The sequence below is a fragment of the Chitinophaga agri genome (assembly GCF_010093065.1).
Taxonomy (GTDB): Bacteria; Bacteroidota; Bacteroidia; order Chitinophagales; family Chitinophagaceae; genus Chitinophaga; species Chitinophaga agri.
The window spans coordinates 2,683,750-2,704,579 of record NZ_CP048113.1; the positions used below are offsets into that span (position 1 = coordinate 2,683,750).

Sequence of the window (20,830 nt, forward strand, 5' to 3'; positions counted from 1 at the left end):
ATTAACATACAATACTGCTACCTACATATGAAAAAAGATTATTTACGTTGATAGCCGCCGGGATTGCAGTTAAATGACGTAACTTAATCACTGTTAATCACTTAACCTGTATGCAACTGGTAGTATTCGCGGCGCTGCACTTTGAACTGGAAGCTTGTGCAACTGAAAACCAACCCCCACAAGGTACAGCCCCGTTACAATTGTTACTTGAAATGATACGTGCTAAACAAGTGGCCGTCATACCTGCATCCATGCATGATACAACAAACAGTACACCACCACCTGTGACGATCAGTCCTGCAATGATGCATTATCTCGATCATGTATCTGAACCATTGATGGGCGGGCAGATGCCTGGTTATGCATTAAGGACGGTCAGTATAGAACTACTGACAGAATACCAGGAGAAGCAGGTGTCCGCATTAAGTGCGGAAACAGCGCTTGCTACAACGATGATGCTGATCAGAAATGAAGTGATGCTCTATCCGAATATTCATGTGCATAGCCTGCGCTCACTGGCGAAGAAACACTTCATTAATGAGAAATCATTAAGCAGGGCATTCTCCAAAACCTTTGGCGTGAAGATCAGTGATTTCATACTGGAACAGGTGATGCAACGTGCAAAGTATCTGCTGGAGAATACAGACATGACCGTGGCTGATATTGCAGACGAACTGGGATACAGCAATGACTATAACTTTTCCCGTACCTTCAAAAACATGTACGGCGCCTATCCGGCGATGTCCCGCAAGAAAACACCTGACAGTTAGATCATTCTTCAATGATAGTAAATGGGATAGTAGATGGATAATTGAATAGTGCCAGGTGTCCTTACATACTGAACTCTTCGTAGAATGCCTGCTTTGTCACAGGATTATACCAGAGATACTGCCAGAAACCATCTTCCTCACCTGCTTTGTAAGGCACCAGGTTTTCAATAGCGTCCTTGTTCCACCACTGCGGGCAACCTGTTATATACAATCCTTTATCAGTAGTATCCGTAGACAATTCCATGCCGTTCTTTCTGATGATCCTGTTGATGGTTGACTGCTCACAGGTAAAAGACATCAGGACGGAATTATCTATGCCCATCACATGGCCTGATGTGAACAGTTCTTTCACATCAGGCGTAACAGCTGTTTCCAGATGTTCTCTGAAACGCTGCTTATTATCGTCCGTATCGGGCGTTGAGGAATGGTAGGTAAGCGCATCTTTATCTGCGGCATCGCTTATCAGGTCATGCTGTTTTCCCAGTAACTGCACCTCATCACGTTTTACTTTTCCACAAGAGAAGACAGTCATAGAGAATGACAAGAAGAAGAATGTAAACAACAACCGGCCTGAATGCTTTTTCATACGATAATTTGAAAGGGAATCACAAATATCATTGCCACCACCGCAGTGTATCTGCGTACACGACTGAACGATCTGTATAGGGAGGTACTGCCAGTTCGAACACCTGTCTCGACACTACAAATATACATATGAAATATTAGAATATCATCTTCCCGGCCGGTTGTTTTTCGCTATCTCCTATTCTGTCCCTTCTTCCAGGAATGTACTCAGATTTTTGCCGAAACGATAGACTATTGCTATTCAAAAAACAACCAAAAAAAGGAAATAGCTGCAGGGAATAGTCCTTATTTCAGGGATATCGGCTACATGATTGTAGTCTGGTATTATATTTGCCCGTTGACAATAAGGAAGTATTAAAACATTACACTATGCGTACTAAAAGCAGATCTGTACTGATGGCATTATTGTGTTGTCTATGGGTCGTATTCACCATTTCCTCATGCGCTTACGAAGCTACACCAAAAGGGCATCCACATGGTATGCCGCCAGGCCAGGCTAAAAAACTTACCGGATCAAAATCCGCCAAGCCGTTTGCTCCCGGTCAGCAGAAAAAATATCATTAATGCACCGGATGTACCGGTGATACCGGTACATCCGGCATCATCTATTCTGGTTTTTTAATGCCTCATAGACCACCCCCGTCGCGATGGCGCAGACGGCATGGTGCCATACGTCTGTTCCGATCATTTCCGGCTTCTCTTCCGTCACTGGCGGCGCTACTACTCTTTTCGCGGGCCTGCACAGATCCGACGCCGGCATGTACAGCAGCTAAGAAGTAGAGAAAGACTGGATTCAACGCGCGAGAGGAGATAGTTGATGTTTGTTACCTGTCAAGCCATTGTTTAAACAGGGGTACCTTCTCTCTGCTGATAAGGATCTCTCTTTCAGCATCCCGTTTCAGGACAACGCGCAGTTTGCTGGTGGAATAAGTCTGTATCTTATCGATGCTGTCCGCATGAATAATATGCTGCCGGTTGACACGGAAGAAGACCTGTGGATCCAGCTGCTCTTCAAGTTCTTCCAGGGTGAGGCTGACAGGCACATGCGTACAGTCTTTCAGGACGAGATGGGTACCTGCCAGGCTATAGCAGATGAAGTCAATATCAGTGACAGGAATGGTCCTGTATTCATCACGAAAAGGGATCATAAAGCGGGTACGGTAAGTAGCCTCTTTTTTACTCAGCAGTTCCAGCAGGTGCTTCATCAGGCCATCCGTATCGGGTTGCTGTTTTACGGCCTTTACCTTGTTCAGTGCCTGCTGCAGGTCGTCTCGTTCAACTGGCTTTAAGAGATAATCTAAACTATTCACTTTAAAGGCACGGACAGCATATTCATCATAAGCGGTGACAAAGATGACCGGGCATTGGAACCGGATGCTGGGAAAAATATCAAAGCTTAGCCCATCAGCAATACGGATATCCATCAGTACCACATCGGGATGTTCGTTCTGCTGAAACCAGGATACGCTTTCTGTAATGGTATCGAGTACGGCAATGACTTCAATGCCAGGATCGACATCGGTCAGCATTTTCTTCAGTCGTGTAACGTTGGGTTTTTCATCTTCAATTATGACTACCTGCATAGTTATTCTTTTTAGAGATCAACCAATGGTAAGCGCACGAGAAATTCTTTCCCGGTATCATCGATCGCTACTTCCTTTTCAAAGAGCAGTGCATAGCGCTTTCTGATATTTTCCAGCCCCAGTCCGGTAGAAGGCAGGGTGTGCGGTATCAGTTGAATATTGTTTTTAACGATCAGGTTATCCCCTTCGTCATAAATAGTGATATAGAGTGGTTGCTGTGCGGAAGCGATATTGTGTTTGATCGCGTTCTCTATCAACAGTTGTAGTGTAATGGGAGGTATACCACTGATCCTGTTCGCATCAGAGACATTGACACGGATGTTCACATTGTGGCCATGTCTGATCTCTATCAGGAAGATGTAGGACTGAATGAATTTCAGTTCCTGGTTAAGGCTAATCACGTCGCTGTTCAGGTTAGCGATCATATAGCGGTACACCCTGGACAGCTTTTCCAGGAAAGAGTTAGCCAGCTGTGGCTCCTCTTCTATCAGGGCAGACAGTGTACTGAAATTATTAAAGAGGAAGTGAGGGTCGAGTTGCAATTTGAGCGACTGTAACTGAGCCTGCATAGCTGTTTCCTTTAATTTTGCAGCATCCAGCTGCAACTGTGCGGCTTCCAGCATGGATGTCTTCCAGCGTTTCAACAGATAGTTACCGGTATGCACAGCACTGATCAGGATGGATACCAATCCACAGATAACATAGAACGGCCATTGTTCTGCTTTGTCGATCTTGTCCAACTCTTCCTGCGGCGGCGCACAGCAGTAGAACAAGGTATACTCAAGTACGTTCAGCAGCGCAAACACAGCTATTAACACCGCTATTGTCTGGAAGACGAATCTTTTCAATGGTTGTCTTTCCCACGGGACCCATTTATCCATCCACCTGGCAGCAGCGAGACTTACCTCTGCAATTGCCCAGGAGATGATCAGTGCAAAGAACAGTTCAAGTGTCCTTCTGGGACCAGATAGTCTGGAAACGTATTCCCAGTATTTGCTGAACGGGTTGATCACGTAGGAAATGAACATGTATAGTATAAAAGCCAGCGGGATCACTAATACCCGGTAGTATTTATCGAAGAGTTTATCCTTGTCTGCTTTGGTGTTTACCATTTGGAACGAGAAATTAAATTAGGAACCAGGACTGAGGATACAGGCTGTTGACAAAGCAACCATTCCTGATTCCTAATTCCCAATTCCTAATGAAGTACTGAAGGTAGCCAATTTCCTGCAAGCGCTCTATTTCCAACCGCCGCCTAACGCGCGGTAGAGATCGATGGCTGCATTGAGCTGATCGCGTTTAACGGCAGCTAGGTCCAGTTCACTTTGCAGGGCATTACTCTGCGCCGTGATCACTTCCAGGTAGTTGGCCATACCGTTTTGAAACAGCAGGCTGGCATCGTGCGTAGCAATTTCCAATCTGTCGACACGTTGCTGTGTAAAAGTGTACTGCTCTTTCAGCTTGTCCATTTTTGCCAGCGCATCACTCACTTCCTGTACAGCAGTAACGACGGAGCGCCTAAACTCAATCGCACTCTTTTCCCATTCTATCTTAGCTGTTTCCCATTCTGTTCTTAATTGCCTGCGTCTGAATACAGGTTGGGTGATACTGCCGCCTACTGTTTCAAAAAGGCTGCCCGGAATATTTAACCAGTTATTGATCTTAAATGAATTTACGCCTACGCCTGCGGTAATGTTCAGCGCCGGATACATGGCAGCTTCCGCAATGCCGGCACGAGCGTTGGCTGTTTTAACCGCCATCTCTGCCGCTAGCACATCTGGCCTGCGCGAGAGCAGCGTGGCTGGAACACCGGCAGATAACAAGGTGTCAGTCACGATATCCTGGAGCTTATTCCTGACGATCGTGCCGGGCATCTCACCCGTCAGCATCTTCAACGCATGCTCCTGTACAGCGATCTGCTGTTCTATCTGCGGAATAAGCGCCTTCGCTACACGGAGCTGGGCCTCGGTCTGTTCGATGGCCAGGTTGGTTACCATACCTGAATTGTATTGCAACCGGATAATACGCAGGGTACTATCGGTCAGCTGCATGTTCCGGTAGGCCACTTCACGCTGTGTATCCAGCATGAGAAGATTATAGTAGGCCTGTGCGACATCGCTTACCACGCGTGTCCTCACCGCTTTGGCCGCTTCGGTAGATTGCAGGTAAGTTGCCAGGGAAGCTTCTTTTAACCGGCTGATCTTACCCCAGGCGATCACCTCCCATGACAGGGAAAGACCGGCGTTGTAGTCATCCATGTAACGGGTACCGATGAACTGTTCTGACAGGGAGCCGTTCAAACTGTTTTTAGAAGGCCAGTTACGCGTACCCTGTACCTGCAGGCTCAGGTCAGGGAGGCGGCCCAGGCGGGCTGATTTCAGAGAAGCACCGGCAGACTCGATGTTCCTGAGTGCGATCTGTGCATCAAAGTTCTTCGCAATGGCACTGTCGATCAGTCTGAGGAGCGCAGCGTCCTTAATGAACGACTGTACAGGCAGTGCGGCGATGTTGTTCGTATCGGCAGCTGATTGTCCGCGAAACTGCGCAGGCATATCCACCGATGGTCTGGTATACTCCTTCCCTACCTTACAGGAGGTAGCGGTGACAGCCGCAAGACCTATGATATATAAGTATCTGTTCATTGTTGATTAGTGTTGCATTTGAGCATGGTGTAACTTCACATGATCTGTTGAAGGATCAACCGGCGGTTTACGGGAAACCTTTTCCTGGAGGTACTGGAAGACCACAAACAGCACAGGAATGATAAATACGCCCAGGATCACGCCCGTGAGCATACCTCCGGCAGTACTGATACTGATAGAGTGGTTACCCTGTGCGGAAGGGCCTTTAACGGTCATCAGCGGTAACAGACCGGCGATGAATGCCAGGGACGTCATGATGATAGGTCGTAGCCTCAGTTTAGCCGCTTCGATAGCAGCAGCCACCAGTGACTTACCCGCCTTCCTTCGTTGTACAGCAAATTCAACTATCAGGATGGCATTTTTAGCCAGCAGTCCTATCAGCATCACCAGGCCTACCTGCACATAGATATTGTTATCAATACCTGCCGCACGGATAGCCAGGAACACACCGAGGATACCTGTTGGGATCGAGAGCAGTACCGCCAGTGGCAGGATATAACTTTCGTACTGGGCAGCCAGCAGGAAGTATACGAAGACAAGCGCCAGCGCGAAGATCACGACCATCTGGCTACCAGAGAGTTTCTCTTCACGGCTAAGCCCCGTCCATTCGTAGCTATACCCCGCAGGCAGCTTAGATGCCGCCAGCCGCTCTACTGCATGGATCGCATCACCGGTACTGTAACCGGGTTTCGGGATGGCGTTGATCGCAATGGAGTTGTACAGGTTGTAACGGTTCATGGTTTCAGGACCGTACACCCGTTTCAGTTTGACGATGTTATTCACCGGTACCATGGCACCTTTATCGTTTTTCACATACATGCTTTCCAGACTTTCCGGTACACTGCGGGCTTCAGGATCGGCCTGCACCATCACACGGTAATACTTACCAAAGAGGTTGAAGTCGGATGCCTGGCTGCTACCATAGTTAGTTTGCAGGTTACGCATCAGGTCACTGATACTGACACCCAGTTGTTTGGCTTTGACAGCGTCCACTTCGAGCTGGAATTGCGGAAAATCGGCACGGAACATGGTGAATGCGACAGCTATTTCAGGTTGCTGCATCATCTCACCAATGAACTGATTGGCCGTCTGACTGAATTTGTCGATTGAGCCGCCGGTACGGTCCTGTAACACCAGTTCCAGACCATTGAAGCTACCGAAACCAGGTACGGTCGGGAAAGTAAAGACCGCAAAAGTACCTTCCCTGATCGCAGATAACTTCTCTCCTATCAGGGCAGTTACCGCATCGATCTGCTGTACGTCCCCACGTTCCTGTATAGGTTTCAGTTTCATGAAGCCCAGGGCATACGCAGGGCCGGAGCTGTTACTCAGCAGGTTGAATCCTGAGATCGTCGTAGCCGATTCCACTGCCGGGATGCTACGCATGATACTATCGGCACGTTTCAATACAGCCGTTGTACGGTCAAGACCTGCACCAGCTGGTAAATTGAGCGAGATCACCGCGAAGCTACCGTCTTCATTCGGAATGAATCCTTTCGGCGTACTGTTCATCAGCCATATGGAAACCCCCGTGATAGCAGCGAGTGCCCCTAATCCGATCCACCTGAAACGGACAAGCGATCTTACTCCACGGGTATATTTGCTGGTCACCGCATTAAAGCCCTTATTGAAAGCAGAGAAAAACCGTTGTTTAAAACCTTTCTTCCCCTTAGCTGAAGGGTCCGCATGGTTGTTCTTCAGCAGTAATGCACACAGCGCAGGACTTAGTGTCAATGCATTGAATGCGGAGATCAGGATAGCCACGGCCAATGTAAAGGCAAACTGACGGTAGAACACACCAGTAGGCCCTTCCATGAAACCTACAGGGAGGAAAACGGCGGTCATCACCAGGGTGATGGAAATAATAGCGCCGGAGATCTCACTTAATGCAGAGACAGTAGCAGCTCTTGCACCGAGGTGTGAACGTTCCATTTTACCATGTACCGCCTCCACGACGACGATCGCATCATCCACCACGATACCAATGGCCAGCACCAGTGCGAAGAGCGTCAGCATATTGATAGAGAAACCCAGCATCTGCAGAAAGAAGAAGGTACCCACCAGTGATACCGGTACCGCGATAGCAGGGATGAGGGTGGAACGGAAGTCCTGCAGGAAGATGAACACGATCACAAATACCAGGATGAATGCTTCGATCAGGGTATGTTTTACCTGCTCGATAGAAACATCCAGCTGTTCTTTGGTGCTGAAGGTCGTATGGTATTTGATCCCTTTCGGGAAAGTTTTGGCCGCCTTCTCCATTGTCTCTTCAATAGCCAGCTGGATCGCATTAGCGTTGGAGCCATTTGTCTGGAACACTGCCATGGTAACGGCATCATTTCCATTCAGGCGGTTGTCTGTAGTATAGTTAGCCGCCCCCAGTTCAACACGCGCGAGGTCTTTCAGGTAGAGAACAGAACCGTCCGCATCTGCGCGGACTACGATATTTTCAAACTGGTCCGGCTGATTAAATTTACCGGTGTAGTTGATCACATAAGACAATGGCTCCTTACTGCCTTCGCCGAACTTACCGGGAGCTGCCTCCAGACTCTGATCCTGGATAGCGTTGAGGACATCGGTAGATGTCACATTATGCGCAGCCAGTTTCGCAGGGTCCAGCCATACACGCATGGAGTAGTCCTTCGCACCGAATATTTGTACCTGTCCGACACCTGAGATACGTTTCAGTTCAGGCACCACATTGATCTTGGCATAGTTCTGCAAAAAGGTTTCGTTATACGAATGCCTGTTTTCACTATACAGGTCGAGTACCATGATCATACCGTTCTGCTGTTTGGTGGTAGAGACACCCGCCTGTATCACTTCGGCTGGCAGCTGACTGGTTACCTGGGAGACCCTGTTCTGTACATTCACAGCTGCCTGATCGGGATCAGTACCCAGTTTAAAGAATACGCTGACAGTAGCGGTACCGTCATTACTGGCAGTGGACTGGATATAGGTCATGTTCTCCACGCCATTCACCGCCTCTTCGATGGGCGTTACGACAGAACGTAGTACAGTAGCGGCATTACCACCGGGGAAGGTAGCGGAAACAACGACACTGGGTGGTGCGATGTCGGGGAACTGGGTCACTGGCAGCCGGCTCAGTCCCACTAATCCTAATATCACGAGGATGACAGACAGTACAGTAGCCAGTACTGGTCTCTGAATAATTTTATTGAGCATAGATTCTTAGGCTTATTGCTTTGTTATTTCTTTGCAGCAGGTTTCACAACAGCACCTTCGGTGATTGTTTCCAGACCTGCGGTTACTATCTTATCACCTGTTTTTATACCATCCACCACAATGAAATTGTCAGCGCTTTTACCGGCAATGACAATGGATTGCCTTTTCACTTTGTTACTGTCTGCCAGCTGGTACACGAATAGTTTATCCTGCATCTCCATGGTGGCAGATTGCGGCACCAGTACCACTCCATTATTCACCTGTTCGATACGTACCTTACCGGTATTGCCAGACCTCAGTACAGCCGCGGGATTAGGGAAAGTAGCACGCAGGCTGATCGCTGCGGTGGTTTTGTTGAACTGTCCGTCTACCATTTCAATACGTCCCTTTTCGGAGAAGTCATCTCCATTAGATAGTACGAGCGATACAGGGCGCATATGCTTCAGTTGTTGTTGTAAAGTAGATCCGGTCGCTCCTTTGCTGAAGCGGATGAAGTCATTCTCACTCATGGAGAAGTAGGCGTAGATCTTACTGATATCGGATAAAGTGGTTAATGGTGCGGCATCTGAACTGTTCACCAGGTTTCCTGCTCTTTTGGGGATCCTTCCTATATAGCCGCTTACCGGGGCTTTGATCAGCGTAAAGTTCACATTCACCTGTGCAGCTGCTATAGCAGCCCTGGCCTGTTCTACGTTTGCTCTGGCAGTTTGTAAATTGGTCTGAGCGGTTTTCAGCTGGATATCTGACACTACTTTATTTTCAGCCAGTGGTTTCATTTTTTCCACTTCGAGTGCTGCATTTGCTTCGGCTGACTGCATCGCACGCAGGGAGGCCATATCTCTTTCGAGTTGTGCCTGGTAAGGCCTGTCGTTGATCTTAAATAATGGCTGGCCGGCAGTCACAAAGCTACCTTCCTCTACAAATACTTTCTCGAGATATCCTTCTACCTGTGTACGCACATCAACATTCTCCTTTCCTTCGAGATTAGCGGCATATTCCCGTACGGTCAGCGCAGTAGTAGTGTCCAGTGTCAGCACCGGCAGTTCCGGAACCGGCATAGATTGCGCTGCGCCTTCATTGGCTTTACCGGACTGACAAGCGTTTAAGATGGTCCATATAGAGAGGGACGCGAGCAGTACCGGCATTCTATTGTTACTCATATTCCTGATTAAGGCAGATTTTTCGTATTGCCGGAGCGAAGATCTGTTGGAATGAGGGGGGATCAGGAGGGGAATTGGGTGAAGTGGAAAAAAGGGGGGATGAAACGGAAAGAATTAGGAATTAGGAATGTGATCATTTAACGGCACTGATATCTTCGCTGCATTATAATTCCTAATTCCTAACTACACTAGTATCCGATAGTGAAACGCTCGTTATGATGCTGAGGCGTTTCCAGTTCATTGATCATTGCGACTGCGTAGTCTTCTACGGAGATGTTGCTTTCGCCTTTGTCATTTACGATCAGATCGTCTTTACCAAGGCGGTAGTTGCCGGTACGTTCACCCGGGGCAATATTGCCTGCAGGGGAGAAAAATGCCCAGTCCAGGTTTGTTAATGGTTTTAACTGATTATAATACACTTCAGCAAGGCCCTTTACACCTGGCATAATGGCTTCCGGTAGCACGCCGGTGTCCATTACGGTAACACCAGGTTTAACGTACAGGGAGCCTGCGCCACCTACTACGAGCAGACGTGTAACGTTTGCCTGCTTAACAGCGTCGATAATGGATTTGTAGCCGGTTAAGGTGTCGTTATAGATGTTCGGATTACCCCAGCCAGGATTGTATGAGCTGATGACAGCATCAGCGCCTTTGATGATGTCGGTAAGAGCAGCAGCGTTCTGTATATCGGCAGCAATGACTTTCAGGTTTGAGTGGGTAGTGGTGACTTTCTCGGGGTGGCGGACGATGGCGGTGACCTGGTGGCCTCTTGAGAGTGCTTCGTTTAAGATAGCTGAGCCCACGAATCCACTGGCGCCGATGAGTATAATGTTTGACATGTTATAATTGATTTTTTGTTTCACAAAGTTCCGGATAGTTGGGGATTGGGTAAAGGTAAATTTAGGACTTTAGATGATACTTTTGGGAAGTCGCGTTTTTAGGTGTGGTTTATTATCATTGCGGGTTCACAATTATAGATCTATGAACGTATGTTAGTGATCATATTGTGATCTGGATAAAACTTACGACATTGCTGCTTTAACAGCAGGTTTTACTATATGGGGCGTCGCACAAATGCAGGTACGGATATAGCCAGTTACCAGTTTAAGGATGGGTTACCAGTGGAATTTGAACTGATCTCACTGGGGGAACTTTATAATAAAAATAAGGTGGTGCTGACTACGCCACACCGGGCATCCTTTTACCATATTCTATGGTATAAGAAAGGCGGGTTCGATCATATGGTAGATTTTGAACCCGTGCATATTGAGGATAATATGCTGCTGTTCCTGAATAAGGATATTGTACACTTTTATGATAGTGTGGCCGATGTAAAGGGTAAAGGCATTTTATTTACAGATGCTTTCTTTAGTTCTACAGATGAAGATATGCGGATGCTGAAAGAGACGATCCTGTTCAATGATCTGTTTGGTGTTTCTGCTATCAGGTTGTCCGGGGGACATACTGCTTTTAATACATTACTGGGGCTGATGGAAACAGAGGTAATGCGGTCACCTGATGCATATCAGGGTAAAATACTTAGAAATCTGCTCCACAATTTCATTTTGGAAGCCGAAAGGGTACGGCGTACACAGGGGTTTAAGGAAATAAAAAAGGGCGCAGATCTGGATTATGTGTTATTGTTTCGCGATCTGCTGGAATCGCATTTCAGGATACATAAGCAGGTGAATTATTATGCGTCTGAATTGAGCGTTACTGAGAAACGCCTGACACAGGCCACCTCCAAAGTCCTTGGTAAAACATCCAAGCAGATGATCGACGACAGGATTATGCTGGAAGCAAAAAGACTACTGGTTCACTCTACGGACACTATTAAAGAAATTGCTTATCAGCTGGGATTTCTTGAGCCTACTAATTTCATCAAATACTTTCGCAAACATAGTCAGCATACACCAGTTGAATTCAGAGAGCATATGTAGAACGGGTCCCCCAACATGCCCCGGAAGGGCTGACTATGCAAAAAGAAATATTTTTAGTCCGCTATTGTATTCTCATTTATTAATCGTAATATTGCGATGAGGTATTTATGGGCACATCAAAGACAGATCTATTTACAAAAGAACAGAATGAAATGGCTGCTATGGCGAAAGCGCTGGCGCACCCGGCACGTATTGCCATACTACAGTACCTTGTCAGGAAGAATGCCTGTGTATGCGGCGATCTGGTGGAGGAACTGGGGCTGGCACAGGCGACTACTTCACAGCACTTAAAAGAGCTGAAGCAGGCAGGTATTATACAAGGGACGATCGAAGGAGTGAGTGTTTGCTATTGTATCAATCCGGATGTATGGCAACAGTATAAGGCGCTGTTCAACAGCTTCTTCCAGGACGTGAACCTGATGGGTAATAAGTGTTGTTGATTTTTTTTGCTTTTATTCATCGTAATATTACAATAATACACTTTAATCTTACATGTTATGTCTACTGACCAGCAAATAAAAGAGATGGTAAGGCAGAAGTACAGTGAAATTGCCTTACAGGACAAGACAGAGAATCAGGCGTCCTGCTGTGGCGCCGGTGGTTGCTCTACGGAGGTGTATAATATCATGAGTGATGATTATACGACGATGCAGGGGTACACTGAAGATGCGGACCTGGGACTTGGATGCGGATTGCCTACGCAATTTGCACAGATAAAGAAGGGCAATACCGTTATTGATCTGGGTAGTGGTGCAGGAAACGATTGTTTTATTGCCCGTCATGAAACGGGCGACAATGGTAAGGTGATCGGCATTGACTTTACACCTGCGATGATTGAAAAAGCAAGGGCGAATGCAGATAAGCTGGGGTATAATAATGTGGAGTTCAGACAGGGAGATATTGAAAAAATGCCGGTAACGGCTAACACAGCTGATGTTATTGTCAGCAACTGTGTGCTGAACCTGGTACCTAATAAGGACGGCGTATTTAAGGAGATCTACCGGGTATTGAAGCCAGGAGGACATTTCAGCATCTCTGATATCGTATTGGAAGGAACACTACCTGCTGCCGTTCAGCAGGCGGCTGAGATGTATGCCGGCTGTGTATCAGGCGCAATACAACAGGCGGAATATCTGGGTCTCATCACCAGCAATGGCTTTACTAGTGTAACCGTACAAAAAAAGAAGGCCATTATGGTCCCGGATGATATATTGTCTGCTTACCTCTCTCCTGAAGAAATCAGTCAGTTCAGGAACAGCGGGACAGGCATTTACAGTATTACCGTATATGCAGAAAAGCCGGCAGAGCAATCCTGCTGCGCACCCGGATGCTGCGATTAAACAATAGAACCACAATTCAGCTATATGAAGAAAATTCTGGTACTCTGTACCGGCAACAGTTGTCGTAGCCAGATCGCGGAAGGCTACCTGAGATATTTCGCACAGGAGAAGGCAGTAATATACAGTGCCGGTGTAGAGACACATGGCGTGAATCCCCGTGCGATCGCTACCATGCGTGAAGACGGCATTGATATCTCCGCACATACATCCAATAATATCACCGAGTACAGGGATGTTGATTTTGACTATGTGATCACCGTGTGCGATAATGCAAAAGAGCGTTGTCCGTATTTCCCCGGCAATGCGGAGAAGTTCCATTATAACTTCCCGGACCCCGCAAAAGCAACAGGTACTGAAGCCGAGATCATGGAGCAGTTCAGGGTTGTCCGCGAACAGATCAAACAGTATTCAAAAGACTTTATAGAACATCATTTTTCCTGATCATGAGCGATCAAAATTGTCATCCGGCCGGTGGAAGGAAAAAACTTGGATATATAGACCGCTATCTCACATTATGGATACTACTGGCCATGGTGATCGGTATCGGCATCAGCTGGTTCCTTCCTGATTCATCTGCCTTCATTACTTCCTTTTCTTCAGGTAGCACCAACTTACCCTTAGCGATAGGTTTGATCCTGATGATGTATCCACCGCTCGCGAAAGTAAAATATGAAGAAATCGGAAAAGTATTCCGCAATGTGAAGGTACTCGGCATTTCATTGTTACTGAACTGGATAATAGGCCCGGTGCTGATGTTCCTGCTCGCTATCATTTTCCTGCATGACTATCCGGCGTATATGACCGGTGTTATTCTTATCGGGCTGGCACGCTGCATTGCAATGGTCATCGTATGGAACGAACTTGCAGACGGCAACCGGGAGTATGCCGCAGGACTGGTAGCATTGAACAGTATATTCCAGGTATTTCTATATAGTGTATATGCCTATGTTTTTTTAGACATTTTACCCCCCCTGTTCGGGTACACAGGAATTTCAATCGGTGTAACACTCAAAGAGATTGCTGAAAGTGTGCTGATCTACCTGGGTATTCCTTTTGCAGCAGGCATCATCAGCCGGTATCTGTTATTAAAGATCAGGGGGGAGCAATGGTTCCGGGAGGTATTTATTCCTTTCATTTCTCCCGTCACCTTAATAGCCCTGCTTTTTACCATTATAGTCATGTTCAGCCTTAAAGGAGCCGTCATTGTAGCATTACCAATGGATGTATTACGTATTGCCTTACCGCTGGTCATCTACTTTGCCATTATGTTCTTCATTAGTTTTTTTGCCGGGAAGGCGGTTGGCGCCGATTATTCTCAGAGTGCAGCGATCTCGTTCACTGCTGCCGGTAACAATTTTGAACTTGCGATCGCCGTGGCCGTAGGTGTGTTCGGGATCAGTTCCGGTCAGGCATTGGCGGGTGTGATCGGCCCCTTAGTGGAAGTACCTGCGCTTATAGCCCTGGTAAAGGTGGCATTCATATTACGCCGGAAATACTATACAAAGCCGGCTTTAGATCAGTAGCTATTTTTTCAGAACCTATGAAATAGCTGATAGTGGAGAGAAATGGGATGTTCCTGCTGAAAATACAGGGCCCTTCCTACAGAGCAAGGGGAGCGCATGATACGCTCCCCGGTACTACAAGAAAAAGGCAAAAGTTCCATGATGTGGTAATACAAATAAAGTTAGCAGGTATTGGTGCATGCCATCCGCAGTTTTAGTATTTATCAGAATATTTTTGGAGATAGAGAGAAATACCTGTGCCCGGCAGTATCTTGTCAGTAATACCTGATAATGATACCTGCCAGGCACAGGAATCGCGTACCTTTGCCTTATGGATCAATCAAACATCCCCCGGCTGGAACTGGAAGCATTTACGCAGGTGAACTTTAAGGTCCCGTTCCTAAATGTGGAACAGTATCCGTATGATGCCAGCTACTTCAGCATTAAGAACCGGCAGCAGCATCCCGTAAAGGATTATATTTCGCCTAACCGCCGGCAGTTCTATAAGATTTTCCATATCACTTCCGGCACCGGCATACTGACCGTCGGCTTACACCAGTATTTTATGAGTGCCGGAGACATCTCATTCCTGCATCCGGACGAGATCATGTCCTGGCAAACGACATCCGCAGAAACAGGCGGACATTTCTGTCTGATCCACCCCCACTACTTCGAACAGGCCACACATCTCGTACAGCTCTTCAGGCAATACCCCTACTTTAAACCAGCGCAGGCAGTTGTACAATTATCAGATAATCAGTCTATTAAAGTAAATCAATACTTTGAAGCGATCCTTGCGGAAGAAGAAGGACAAAATGAAGACAAAAAACAAGCGATCTTCCTGCATCTGCAACTGATACTACTCGAAGCACAACGGGCGGGGAAAAACCTGGCGGACGTAGCCGTTCCCGATAGCTACCGGTATATACATGGCTTCCTTTCCCTGCTGGAGTCCGCTTTCCAGACAGACGGAGCAGATACACCTGTTAAGATCAAAACAGCTGCTGAATTTGCAGAACAACTGCATGTCCATCCCAACTATCTGAACTCGCTGGTAAAGAACCAGACCGGCAAGCCCCTAAGGGAACACATCCAGGAACGGCTGCTATATGAAGCAAAGGTATTGCTCACACAGACGGACTGGGATATTAAAAACGTCAGCTATGTGCTGGGCTTCTCAGAACAGGCAGCCTTTACTTCCTTCTTCAGTAAAAAAGCGGGTATGTCTCCCTCCCGGTTCCGCGAGAAGGCAATGGCCGTGTGAATATTTGAAACTCGCAAATATACCTGTGGTTTGAATAAATACACTCCGGACCAATGTTAGTTCCTTTGTATCATAAAATTTTAAACAATGGGAAATCAAGGAAAAACATGGTTTGTAACCGGCGCCTCTCAGGGCATAGGACTTATACTGGTAAAACAATTACTGGCGGAAGGATACCAGGTAGCTGCCACTGCCCGTAACCTGGACAACCTTAAAAAAGCGGTAGGCGACACCTCGGCACAGTTCCTGCCACTGCAGGCTGACCTGGCCAATGAAGAAAGTGTACGCACAGCGGTGAAAGCAGCTGCTGACAAATTCACCACTATTGATCACTTAGTGAATAATGCCGGTTTCGGGCTGATTGGAGGGATTGAAGAGACTTCCAGTCAGGAAGTACAGGCGAGCTTTGATGTGAACGTATTCGGCCTTTTAAACGTCACACGCGCGGTATTACCTCATATGAGGGCAACCGGTGCAGGTCATATCTTCAATATCTCTTCTGTGTTCGGATTGATCGCTGGTGCCGGATGGGGTATCTACTGCGGTACTAAATTTGCCGTGGAAGGCATTTCCGAAGCCCTCGCACAGGAAGTAAAACCCTTTGGTATTCATGTGACCATCATAGAACCTGGTTACGTACGTACGAACTTCCTGAGCAGCAACTCCATCGCACATCCGGCACATCCGCTGGCAGATTATACACAACTGGCCGAGGAAAGACGTAAACACCAGGAAGATATACCTGGCAAACAGATCGGCGATCCGGAAAAGGTAGCTGCTGTGATCATCAGTACTTCCAGACTGAGTGAACCGCCATTGAGATTGCTATTAGGATCAGATGCCCTGCAGTTCGCCAACTACAAGGTACAGATGCTACAGGCAGGTATCGAAGCAAATAAAGAAGTGACATTGTCCACTGATTTCAGATAATGAGAAGGCACCACCACCCATTAGTACCTGTCATACAGGTGCCAATGGGTGGTCAGTTAAAAGCAAGTATACCCCTGCTATGCATTTTCATACCCGAGGCAAAAAAGCCGCCACATTTCTCCTGCATCACACATCTGCTGCATTCCTCATGATAGACGTTCTTCCAGTCGGAGATAGATCTTCTGGTATACTCCCACAACTCACCAGGTGTGACACATAACTGTGCATTGTAAACAGATACATTCATCCCCATGTCAGCCAGATAAAGTACGGCTGCTGACAATTCCTGCTGATAGTCCTCGGGATCGATCCACAATTTCCGGATATTATGAGGCGTATACCCCTGGTGTTCCAGTCCCATAAAGGCGACATGCTCCGCAAATGGAAGATTCTTATAAATGAATTTTGCCAGCTTGACCAGTCGCGGAATAGTTTGCTGATGCAGCACTATTCTCAGCTCCACCCTTACATTTTTCTTCGCGAGGTTATACAGTCCCCTGACTGTTTGATGAAAGGCATCTTTTGCCTGTACAATGTAGTCATGCTGCGCAGGATAATCTGAGTAAACCGGTATCCCAAACATAAGCCGGGAATAGTTCATCTCTCCCATCCGGTCAGCCATGCCCTGCCAGGCAAATGATCGTCCGTTAGTAAGGCAGTGTACTTCTGTATCCGGCAGCTCCTGCTGGATCTGTGTCAGTAATTTAAAGAACCGGTCGCCCAGTAAGGTAGGCTCTCCTCCAGTGATACCCAGTTCCTGACAATCCTTCGGAATAAGCGGGATAGTCTGGCTATGCAGCTGATAGAGATAATCTGTGTCATCCCTGTCCCTCGGAGGTTGAGAACACATCAGGCAATTACTGTTACATCTTTCTGTAAACAGCAAAAAGTTATGTGCAGAGTTCACCCTATAGGCGGTGTTCACCACACCATCGGAATGCGCCACAACAATATCCCCTTCATGCAGATGACTGGTATCCGCAATGGAAAAGACACCGGGAGAGGAATCAGCATACAGGGGAGGCAGCCCGGACAGCACTGCTTTATACCTCCTCATCGTCTCATGACTGTACGCATCACTGATCAGTATTTCCGCGTTGCCGGTGGCGGAGAAAGTCACCCGTCCGACTACAGGACGGTCTATACCATGTGGAATACCTTTTGTTTTCAGTAACATCAGCTTTTACCTGTTATCCAGCTTCTAAATACTTTTTCAATCCTTTTATCCTGTTCCATCAAGGTGATGAGATGTTCGATGATCTGCATATTCCGCTGACAGAATGAATTGTCCGGCCTGTAGCCGTACATATCGCCCTGTGTGGCATAGTTGAAGACAGGATCTGCCCCGCAATAGCCCTGAAAGGCGCATGCTGAACATCCCGGGAGGGACTCGTTCACCATGACATCTGTCAGTGCCTGTGTTTTCTCTCCGTAAAAGACCTCCCTGTAAGAAGTCTCTCCCAATATGCCCAGTCTGAAAGTAAAGTCTTTCATTTCGGCCAGCATCCTGGATTCGTCAGATGCATATATTGCACCGTCATAGTTGAATACGATCACGCTGTTGATTAACCCGGCGGGCGATTGCAGATCAACATATCCCACAGGGAATGGCGTTAGTAGTTTCTTCAGTATGATCGCAGCATAATCTTCCCGGATAAAGTATCCGTTCAGATTATGTTCAATAATTTTATCCAACGCTGTTTTATAAAACTCCAGGAAGCGGCCTGTCTCATACCTGTTCCGGTTAGCACTCATTGTGGCAAAGCCATAGGGGCTTATCGGACGAAGAAAGATATTACGGAATCCCAAAGCCACATATTCGTCTACGATCTCCACAGGATAGTCGAGGGAGCGTCTTGTATTGGTGGTCAGTGCCGATACGTTATCTTCTCCCAACACTTCCCTGCATCTGCGGATACCATCAACGGCCAGCTGATAACTACTGGCATTGGGCTTATGCCTGTTCTTATCATGAATGAAAGCGGGACCATCCAGGGACGTTGAGATCAGTATACTGTTTTCCTTACAATAGGCCAGCATCTCATCTGTGAGCGGTGCCAGGTTGGTACAGATCACATAGGTCAGCTGCTTCCCATGCTTTACCGCAGCTAGTTTGGCTTTTTCAACAGCATATACAATATTATCGAATGCCAGCAGCGCTTCCCCACCCTGAAACTCCATTGTCAGATTCCGGCCTGGAGACTGCATCATCATGTCTATCCCTGCATCAATATGAGCGCGGCTCATGTCATATTTATTCCTGTCACTGGTTACCCGCGATACCTGGCAATAATGACAGGTATGTTCACATCTCAGACTGATAACAAAAATATGCAGTGAGGTAAAATGGTCGAGAAAGGATTTCTTAGTCCTGTAGCGGGTAGCGATCACTTCCAGCAGATCAGGGACCGGCTGTTCAGTAATAAAGAACCCGGCAACGAGATCTTCATACAGTACCTTATCTTCCGGCTGCGTGCTGTCTATTCTCCGTTCAATAATGCGTGCACATGTGCCGGCAGGCAGCACCATGTAATCGCCGATCTCATTGACAAGGATCTCTCTTTCATCCGGCAGCCGGTGAAAGCGGAATGGTAATAATGTATAGCCGGTATCAGCAGTATAGTGATGGCTGTCTTTGAATTTTCGGGTCTGCCGTTCCTGCAGGAACACTGTTTCCATAGTTAAATACTTTGAGGATCAAATCCAACGGGGTCAGTCACACCTGATGCAGGCAGGTCCTCCTGGTCATAATATGCAAATGCTTTAGCGATCAGTAGTTCTCTGATCGTCTTTGTTTCGTCCGACACGATCTGCCGTAATTTAAAATCCACGAGATCTCTCCTCAGCCTGGAGATGACGTAGTCCCAGTCTGTAGTAGCGGACGCCTCTTTCGGGGCTATCGTACACTTTAACTGAACCGTGCTGACTTTCGTTATTTCCACCTCGTAGTTATTAGTATACCAATAGAGGCATTTAAACAATACGGGTTCAGGATATACCTCCAGATCGACAATGGCGGTCAGGCGATTGTCCATTACTTGCAGCTCCATTTTATTTATTTCTTAAAGCGTTGAGTGTTTTTGCATCCACAATTCCATTGGCCACCAGGTTATGCTGCTTCTGGAACCGGATCACGTTCTGCTTCGTCTGGTTTTTAAACAACCCTGTCACAGGCATATCGCTGCTAAAACGGGCGAGCAGTTGCTGTAGCTGCTTCACATCATTCCCCTGACATCCCCATTTCAATATGCGGTCTCCCAGTTGCAGCTCCGCTGTTTCCTGCCCATATTCAACGGTCGCATGATTTGTCATTGCGTCTACTTTAGGCGTATACACCAAAGGACGACGGGCTGCACCGCTATTTAAAATAGTTGTTTTTCGTGCTGATGATCCGGAACCGGCTGTACTACGAGAGGGCTGGGTATTATAGCTTGCTGAAGAAGAGGAAGAAGATGAGGATGATGAGTAACTCCCCGAGCTGTAGGAAGAGGAATAATGTGATGAATGCGAGCGGTGTGATGAATGTGACCGGTGCGAGCTATGAGAGCGGTGCATCAATACAAAACTGTTTTCCGGATTTGATACATTCAGCTTTAACACCAGTTTGGGCTTTAGTACATTCTTATGCATCTCAACGCCTATGTTCTTATCACTTTCCATTTCATAGTGATGATTCGCGGTCGCGTTTGTGCTGCTGAGGGTACTGAATGCAGCTGTTATGACAGCGAGGCTTTTTCTGATAAGGGTGTTGAAACCGAATTTTTCTTTATTCATGGGGGATAATGTTTGCTTCCTGTTGCATGTCAAAAGTAAATGACCGGCGTAAACGAAAAAACAGGAAAAATCCCCTTATTTGATCCATCGGTTTTCAGATCACTGCACATAAAAGAAAAGCCGGCAATAAATACATTGCCGGCTAGAAAACGCT

The 20,830-nt window shown here is 47.1% G+C and carries 20 protein-coding genes; 9 read left to right on the forward strand and 11 right to left on the reverse strand.

Annotated elements, in window-relative coordinates; translation table 11 throughout:
* Positions 1-110 precede the first annotated feature (110 nt).
* Positions 111-770: a helix-turn-helix domain-containing protein gene (locus tag GWR21_RS10420; protein WP_162331683.1), complete on the forward strand. Its 660-nt coding sequence runs from the start codon at positions 111-113 to the stop codon at positions 768-770.
* Between the two features lie 61 nt (positions 771-831).
* Here GWR21_RS10420 and GWR21_RS10425 read toward each other — a convergent pair whose 3' ends face one another.
* Positions 832-1,356: a hypothetical protein gene (locus GWR21_RS10425; protein ID WP_162331684.1), complete on the reverse strand. Its 525-nt coding sequence runs from the start codon at positions 1,354-1,356 to the stop codon at positions 832-834.
* Positions 1,357-1,724: 368 nt separating this feature from the next.
* Between GWR21_RS10425 and GWR21_RS10430 the strand changes: the two genes are divergently transcribed.
* Positions 1,725-1,919 carry a hypothetical protein gene (locus GWR21_RS10430; RefSeq protein WP_162331685.1) on the forward strand — a complete coding sequence of 65 codons (195 nt, stop codon included), beginning with the start codon at positions 1,725-1,727 and terminating at the stop codon, positions 1,917-1,919.
* Positions 1,920-2,179: 260 nt separating this feature from the next.
* Here GWR21_RS10430 and GWR21_RS10435 read toward each other — a convergent pair whose 3' ends face one another.
* The 6 genes from GWR21_RS10435 to GWR21_RS10460 form a co-directional block, all read right to left on the reverse strand.
* Positions 2,180-2,938, reverse strand: a complete 759-nt coding sequence (locus GWR21_RS10435; protein WP_162331686.1) for a LytR/AlgR family response regulator transcription factor — start codon at positions 2,936-2,938, stop codon at positions 2,180-2,182.
* An 11-nt stretch (positions 2,939-2,949) separates the two neighbouring features.
* Positions 2,950-4,050, reverse strand: coding sequence for a sensor histidine kinase (locus GWR21_RS10440; protein WP_162331687.1), 1,101 nt, complete (start codon positions 4,048-4,050; stop codon positions 2,950-2,952).
* Between the two features lie 126 nt (positions 4,051-4,176).
* Entirely contained in the window at positions 4,177-5,580 is a 1,404-nt protein-coding gene (locus GWR21_RS10445) for an efflux transporter outer membrane subunit (RefSeq protein WP_162331688.1), read from the reverse strand.
* A 6-nt stretch (positions 5,581-5,586) separates the two neighbouring features.
* Positions 5,587-8,766: an efflux RND transporter permease subunit gene (locus tag GWR21_RS10450; RefSeq protein WP_162331689.1), complete on the reverse strand. Its 3,180-nt coding sequence runs from the start codon at positions 8,764-8,766 to the stop codon at positions 5,587-5,589.
* Between the two features lie 23 nt (positions 8,767-8,789).
* Positions 8,790-9,926: an efflux RND transporter periplasmic adaptor subunit gene (locus GWR21_RS10455; protein WP_162331690.1), complete on the reverse strand. Its 1,137-nt coding sequence runs from the start codon at positions 9,924-9,926 to the stop codon at positions 8,790-8,792.
* 188 nt (positions 9,927-10,114) lie between these two features.
* Positions 10,115-10,765, reverse strand: coding sequence for an NAD(P)-dependent oxidoreductase (locus GWR21_RS10460; RefSeq protein WP_162331691.1), 651 nt, complete (start codon positions 10,763-10,765; stop codon positions 10,115-10,117).
* Between the two features lie 219 nt (positions 10,766-10,984).
* On the opposite strand from GWR21_RS10460, the gene GWR21_RS10465 reads away from it, so the two are divergent.
* The 7 genes from GWR21_RS10465 to GWR21_RS10495 all read left to right on the forward strand — a co-directional run bounded on the left by GWR21_RS10465 (position 10,985) and on the right by GWR21_RS10495 (position 16,902).
* The gene (locus GWR21_RS10465) at positions 10,985-11,866 is read left to right on the forward strand and encodes a helix-turn-helix domain-containing protein (RefSeq protein WP_162331692.1); all 882 of its coding nucleotides are present in this window, start codon (positions 10,985-10,987) and stop codon (positions 11,864-11,866) included.
* 107 nt (positions 11,867-11,973) lie between these two features.
* Positions 11,974-12,306 (forward strand): ArsR/SmtB family transcription factor, encoded by a 333-nt coding sequence (locus GWR21_RS10470; protein WP_162331693.1) that lies wholly within the window; start codon positions 11,974-11,976, stop codon positions 12,304-12,306.
* 57 nt (positions 12,307-12,363) lie between these two features.
* A complete protein-coding gene (locus tag GWR21_RS10475; protein ID WP_162331694.1) occupies positions 12,364-13,206 on the forward strand; it encodes an arsenite methyltransferase in 843 nt (280 codons plus the stop codon).
* A gap of 24 nt (positions 13,207-13,230) precedes the next feature.
* Positions 13,231-13,647 (forward strand): arsenate reductase ArsC, encoded by a 417-nt coding sequence (locus GWR21_RS10480; RefSeq protein WP_162331695.1) that lies wholly within the window; start codon positions 13,231-13,233, stop codon positions 13,645-13,647.
* 2 nt (positions 13,648-13,649) lie between these two features.
* Positions 13,650-14,729 (forward strand): ACR3 family arsenite efflux transporter, encoded by a 1,080-nt coding sequence (arsB, locus tag GWR21_RS10485; RefSeq protein WP_162331696.1) that lies wholly within the window; start codon positions 13,650-13,652, stop codon positions 14,727-14,729.
* A gap of 310 nt (positions 14,730-15,039) precedes the next feature.
* Positions 15,040-15,972, forward strand: a complete 933-nt coding sequence (locus tag GWR21_RS10490; protein ID WP_162331697.1) for an AraC family transcriptional regulator — start codon at positions 15,040-15,042, stop codon at positions 15,970-15,972.
* An 87-nt stretch (positions 15,973-16,059) separates the two neighbouring features.
* Positions 16,060-16,902, forward strand: a complete 843-nt coding sequence (locus tag GWR21_RS10495; protein WP_162331698.1) for an oxidoreductase — start codon at positions 16,060-16,062, stop codon at positions 16,900-16,902.
* 52 nt (positions 16,903-16,954) lie between these two features.
* On the opposite strand, the gene hxsC is transcribed toward GWR21_RS10495, so the two are convergent.
* Genes hxsC through GWR21_RS10515 form a run of 4 tightly spaced genes read right to left on the reverse strand, consistent with a single transcriptional unit; the run spans position 16,955 to position 20,676 of the window.
* Positions 16,955-18,079 carry a His-Xaa-Ser system radical SAM maturase HxsC gene (gene hxsC / locus GWR21_RS10500; RefSeq protein ID WP_162331699.1) on the reverse strand — a complete coding sequence of 375 codons (1,125 nt, stop codon included), beginning with the start codon at positions 18,077-18,079 and terminating at the stop codon, positions 16,955-16,957.
* On the reverse strand, positions 18,079-19,581 hold the full coding sequence (gene hxsB / locus GWR21_RS10505) for a His-Xaa-Ser system radical SAM maturase HxsB (RefSeq protein WP_162331700.1): 1,503 nt from the start codon (positions 19,579-19,581) through the stop codon (positions 18,079-18,081). The genes hxsC and hxsB overlap by 1 nt, the downstream gene beginning before the upstream one ends.
* 2 nt (positions 19,582-19,583) lie before the next feature.
* On the reverse strand, positions 19,584-19,952 hold the full coding sequence (gene hxsD / locus GWR21_RS10510) for a His-Xaa-Ser system protein HxsD (RefSeq protein ID WP_202929077.1): 369 nt from the start codon (positions 19,950-19,952) through the stop codon (positions 19,584-19,586).
* A 1-nt stretch (position 19,953) separates the two neighbouring features.
* Complete coding sequence (locus tag GWR21_RS10515; RefSeq protein ID WP_162331701.1) at positions 19,954-20,676, reverse strand: peptidoglycan-binding domain-containing protein; 723 nt, start codon at positions 20,674-20,676, stop codon at positions 19,954-19,956.
* Between the last annotated feature and the right edge of the window lie 154 nt (positions 20,677-20,830).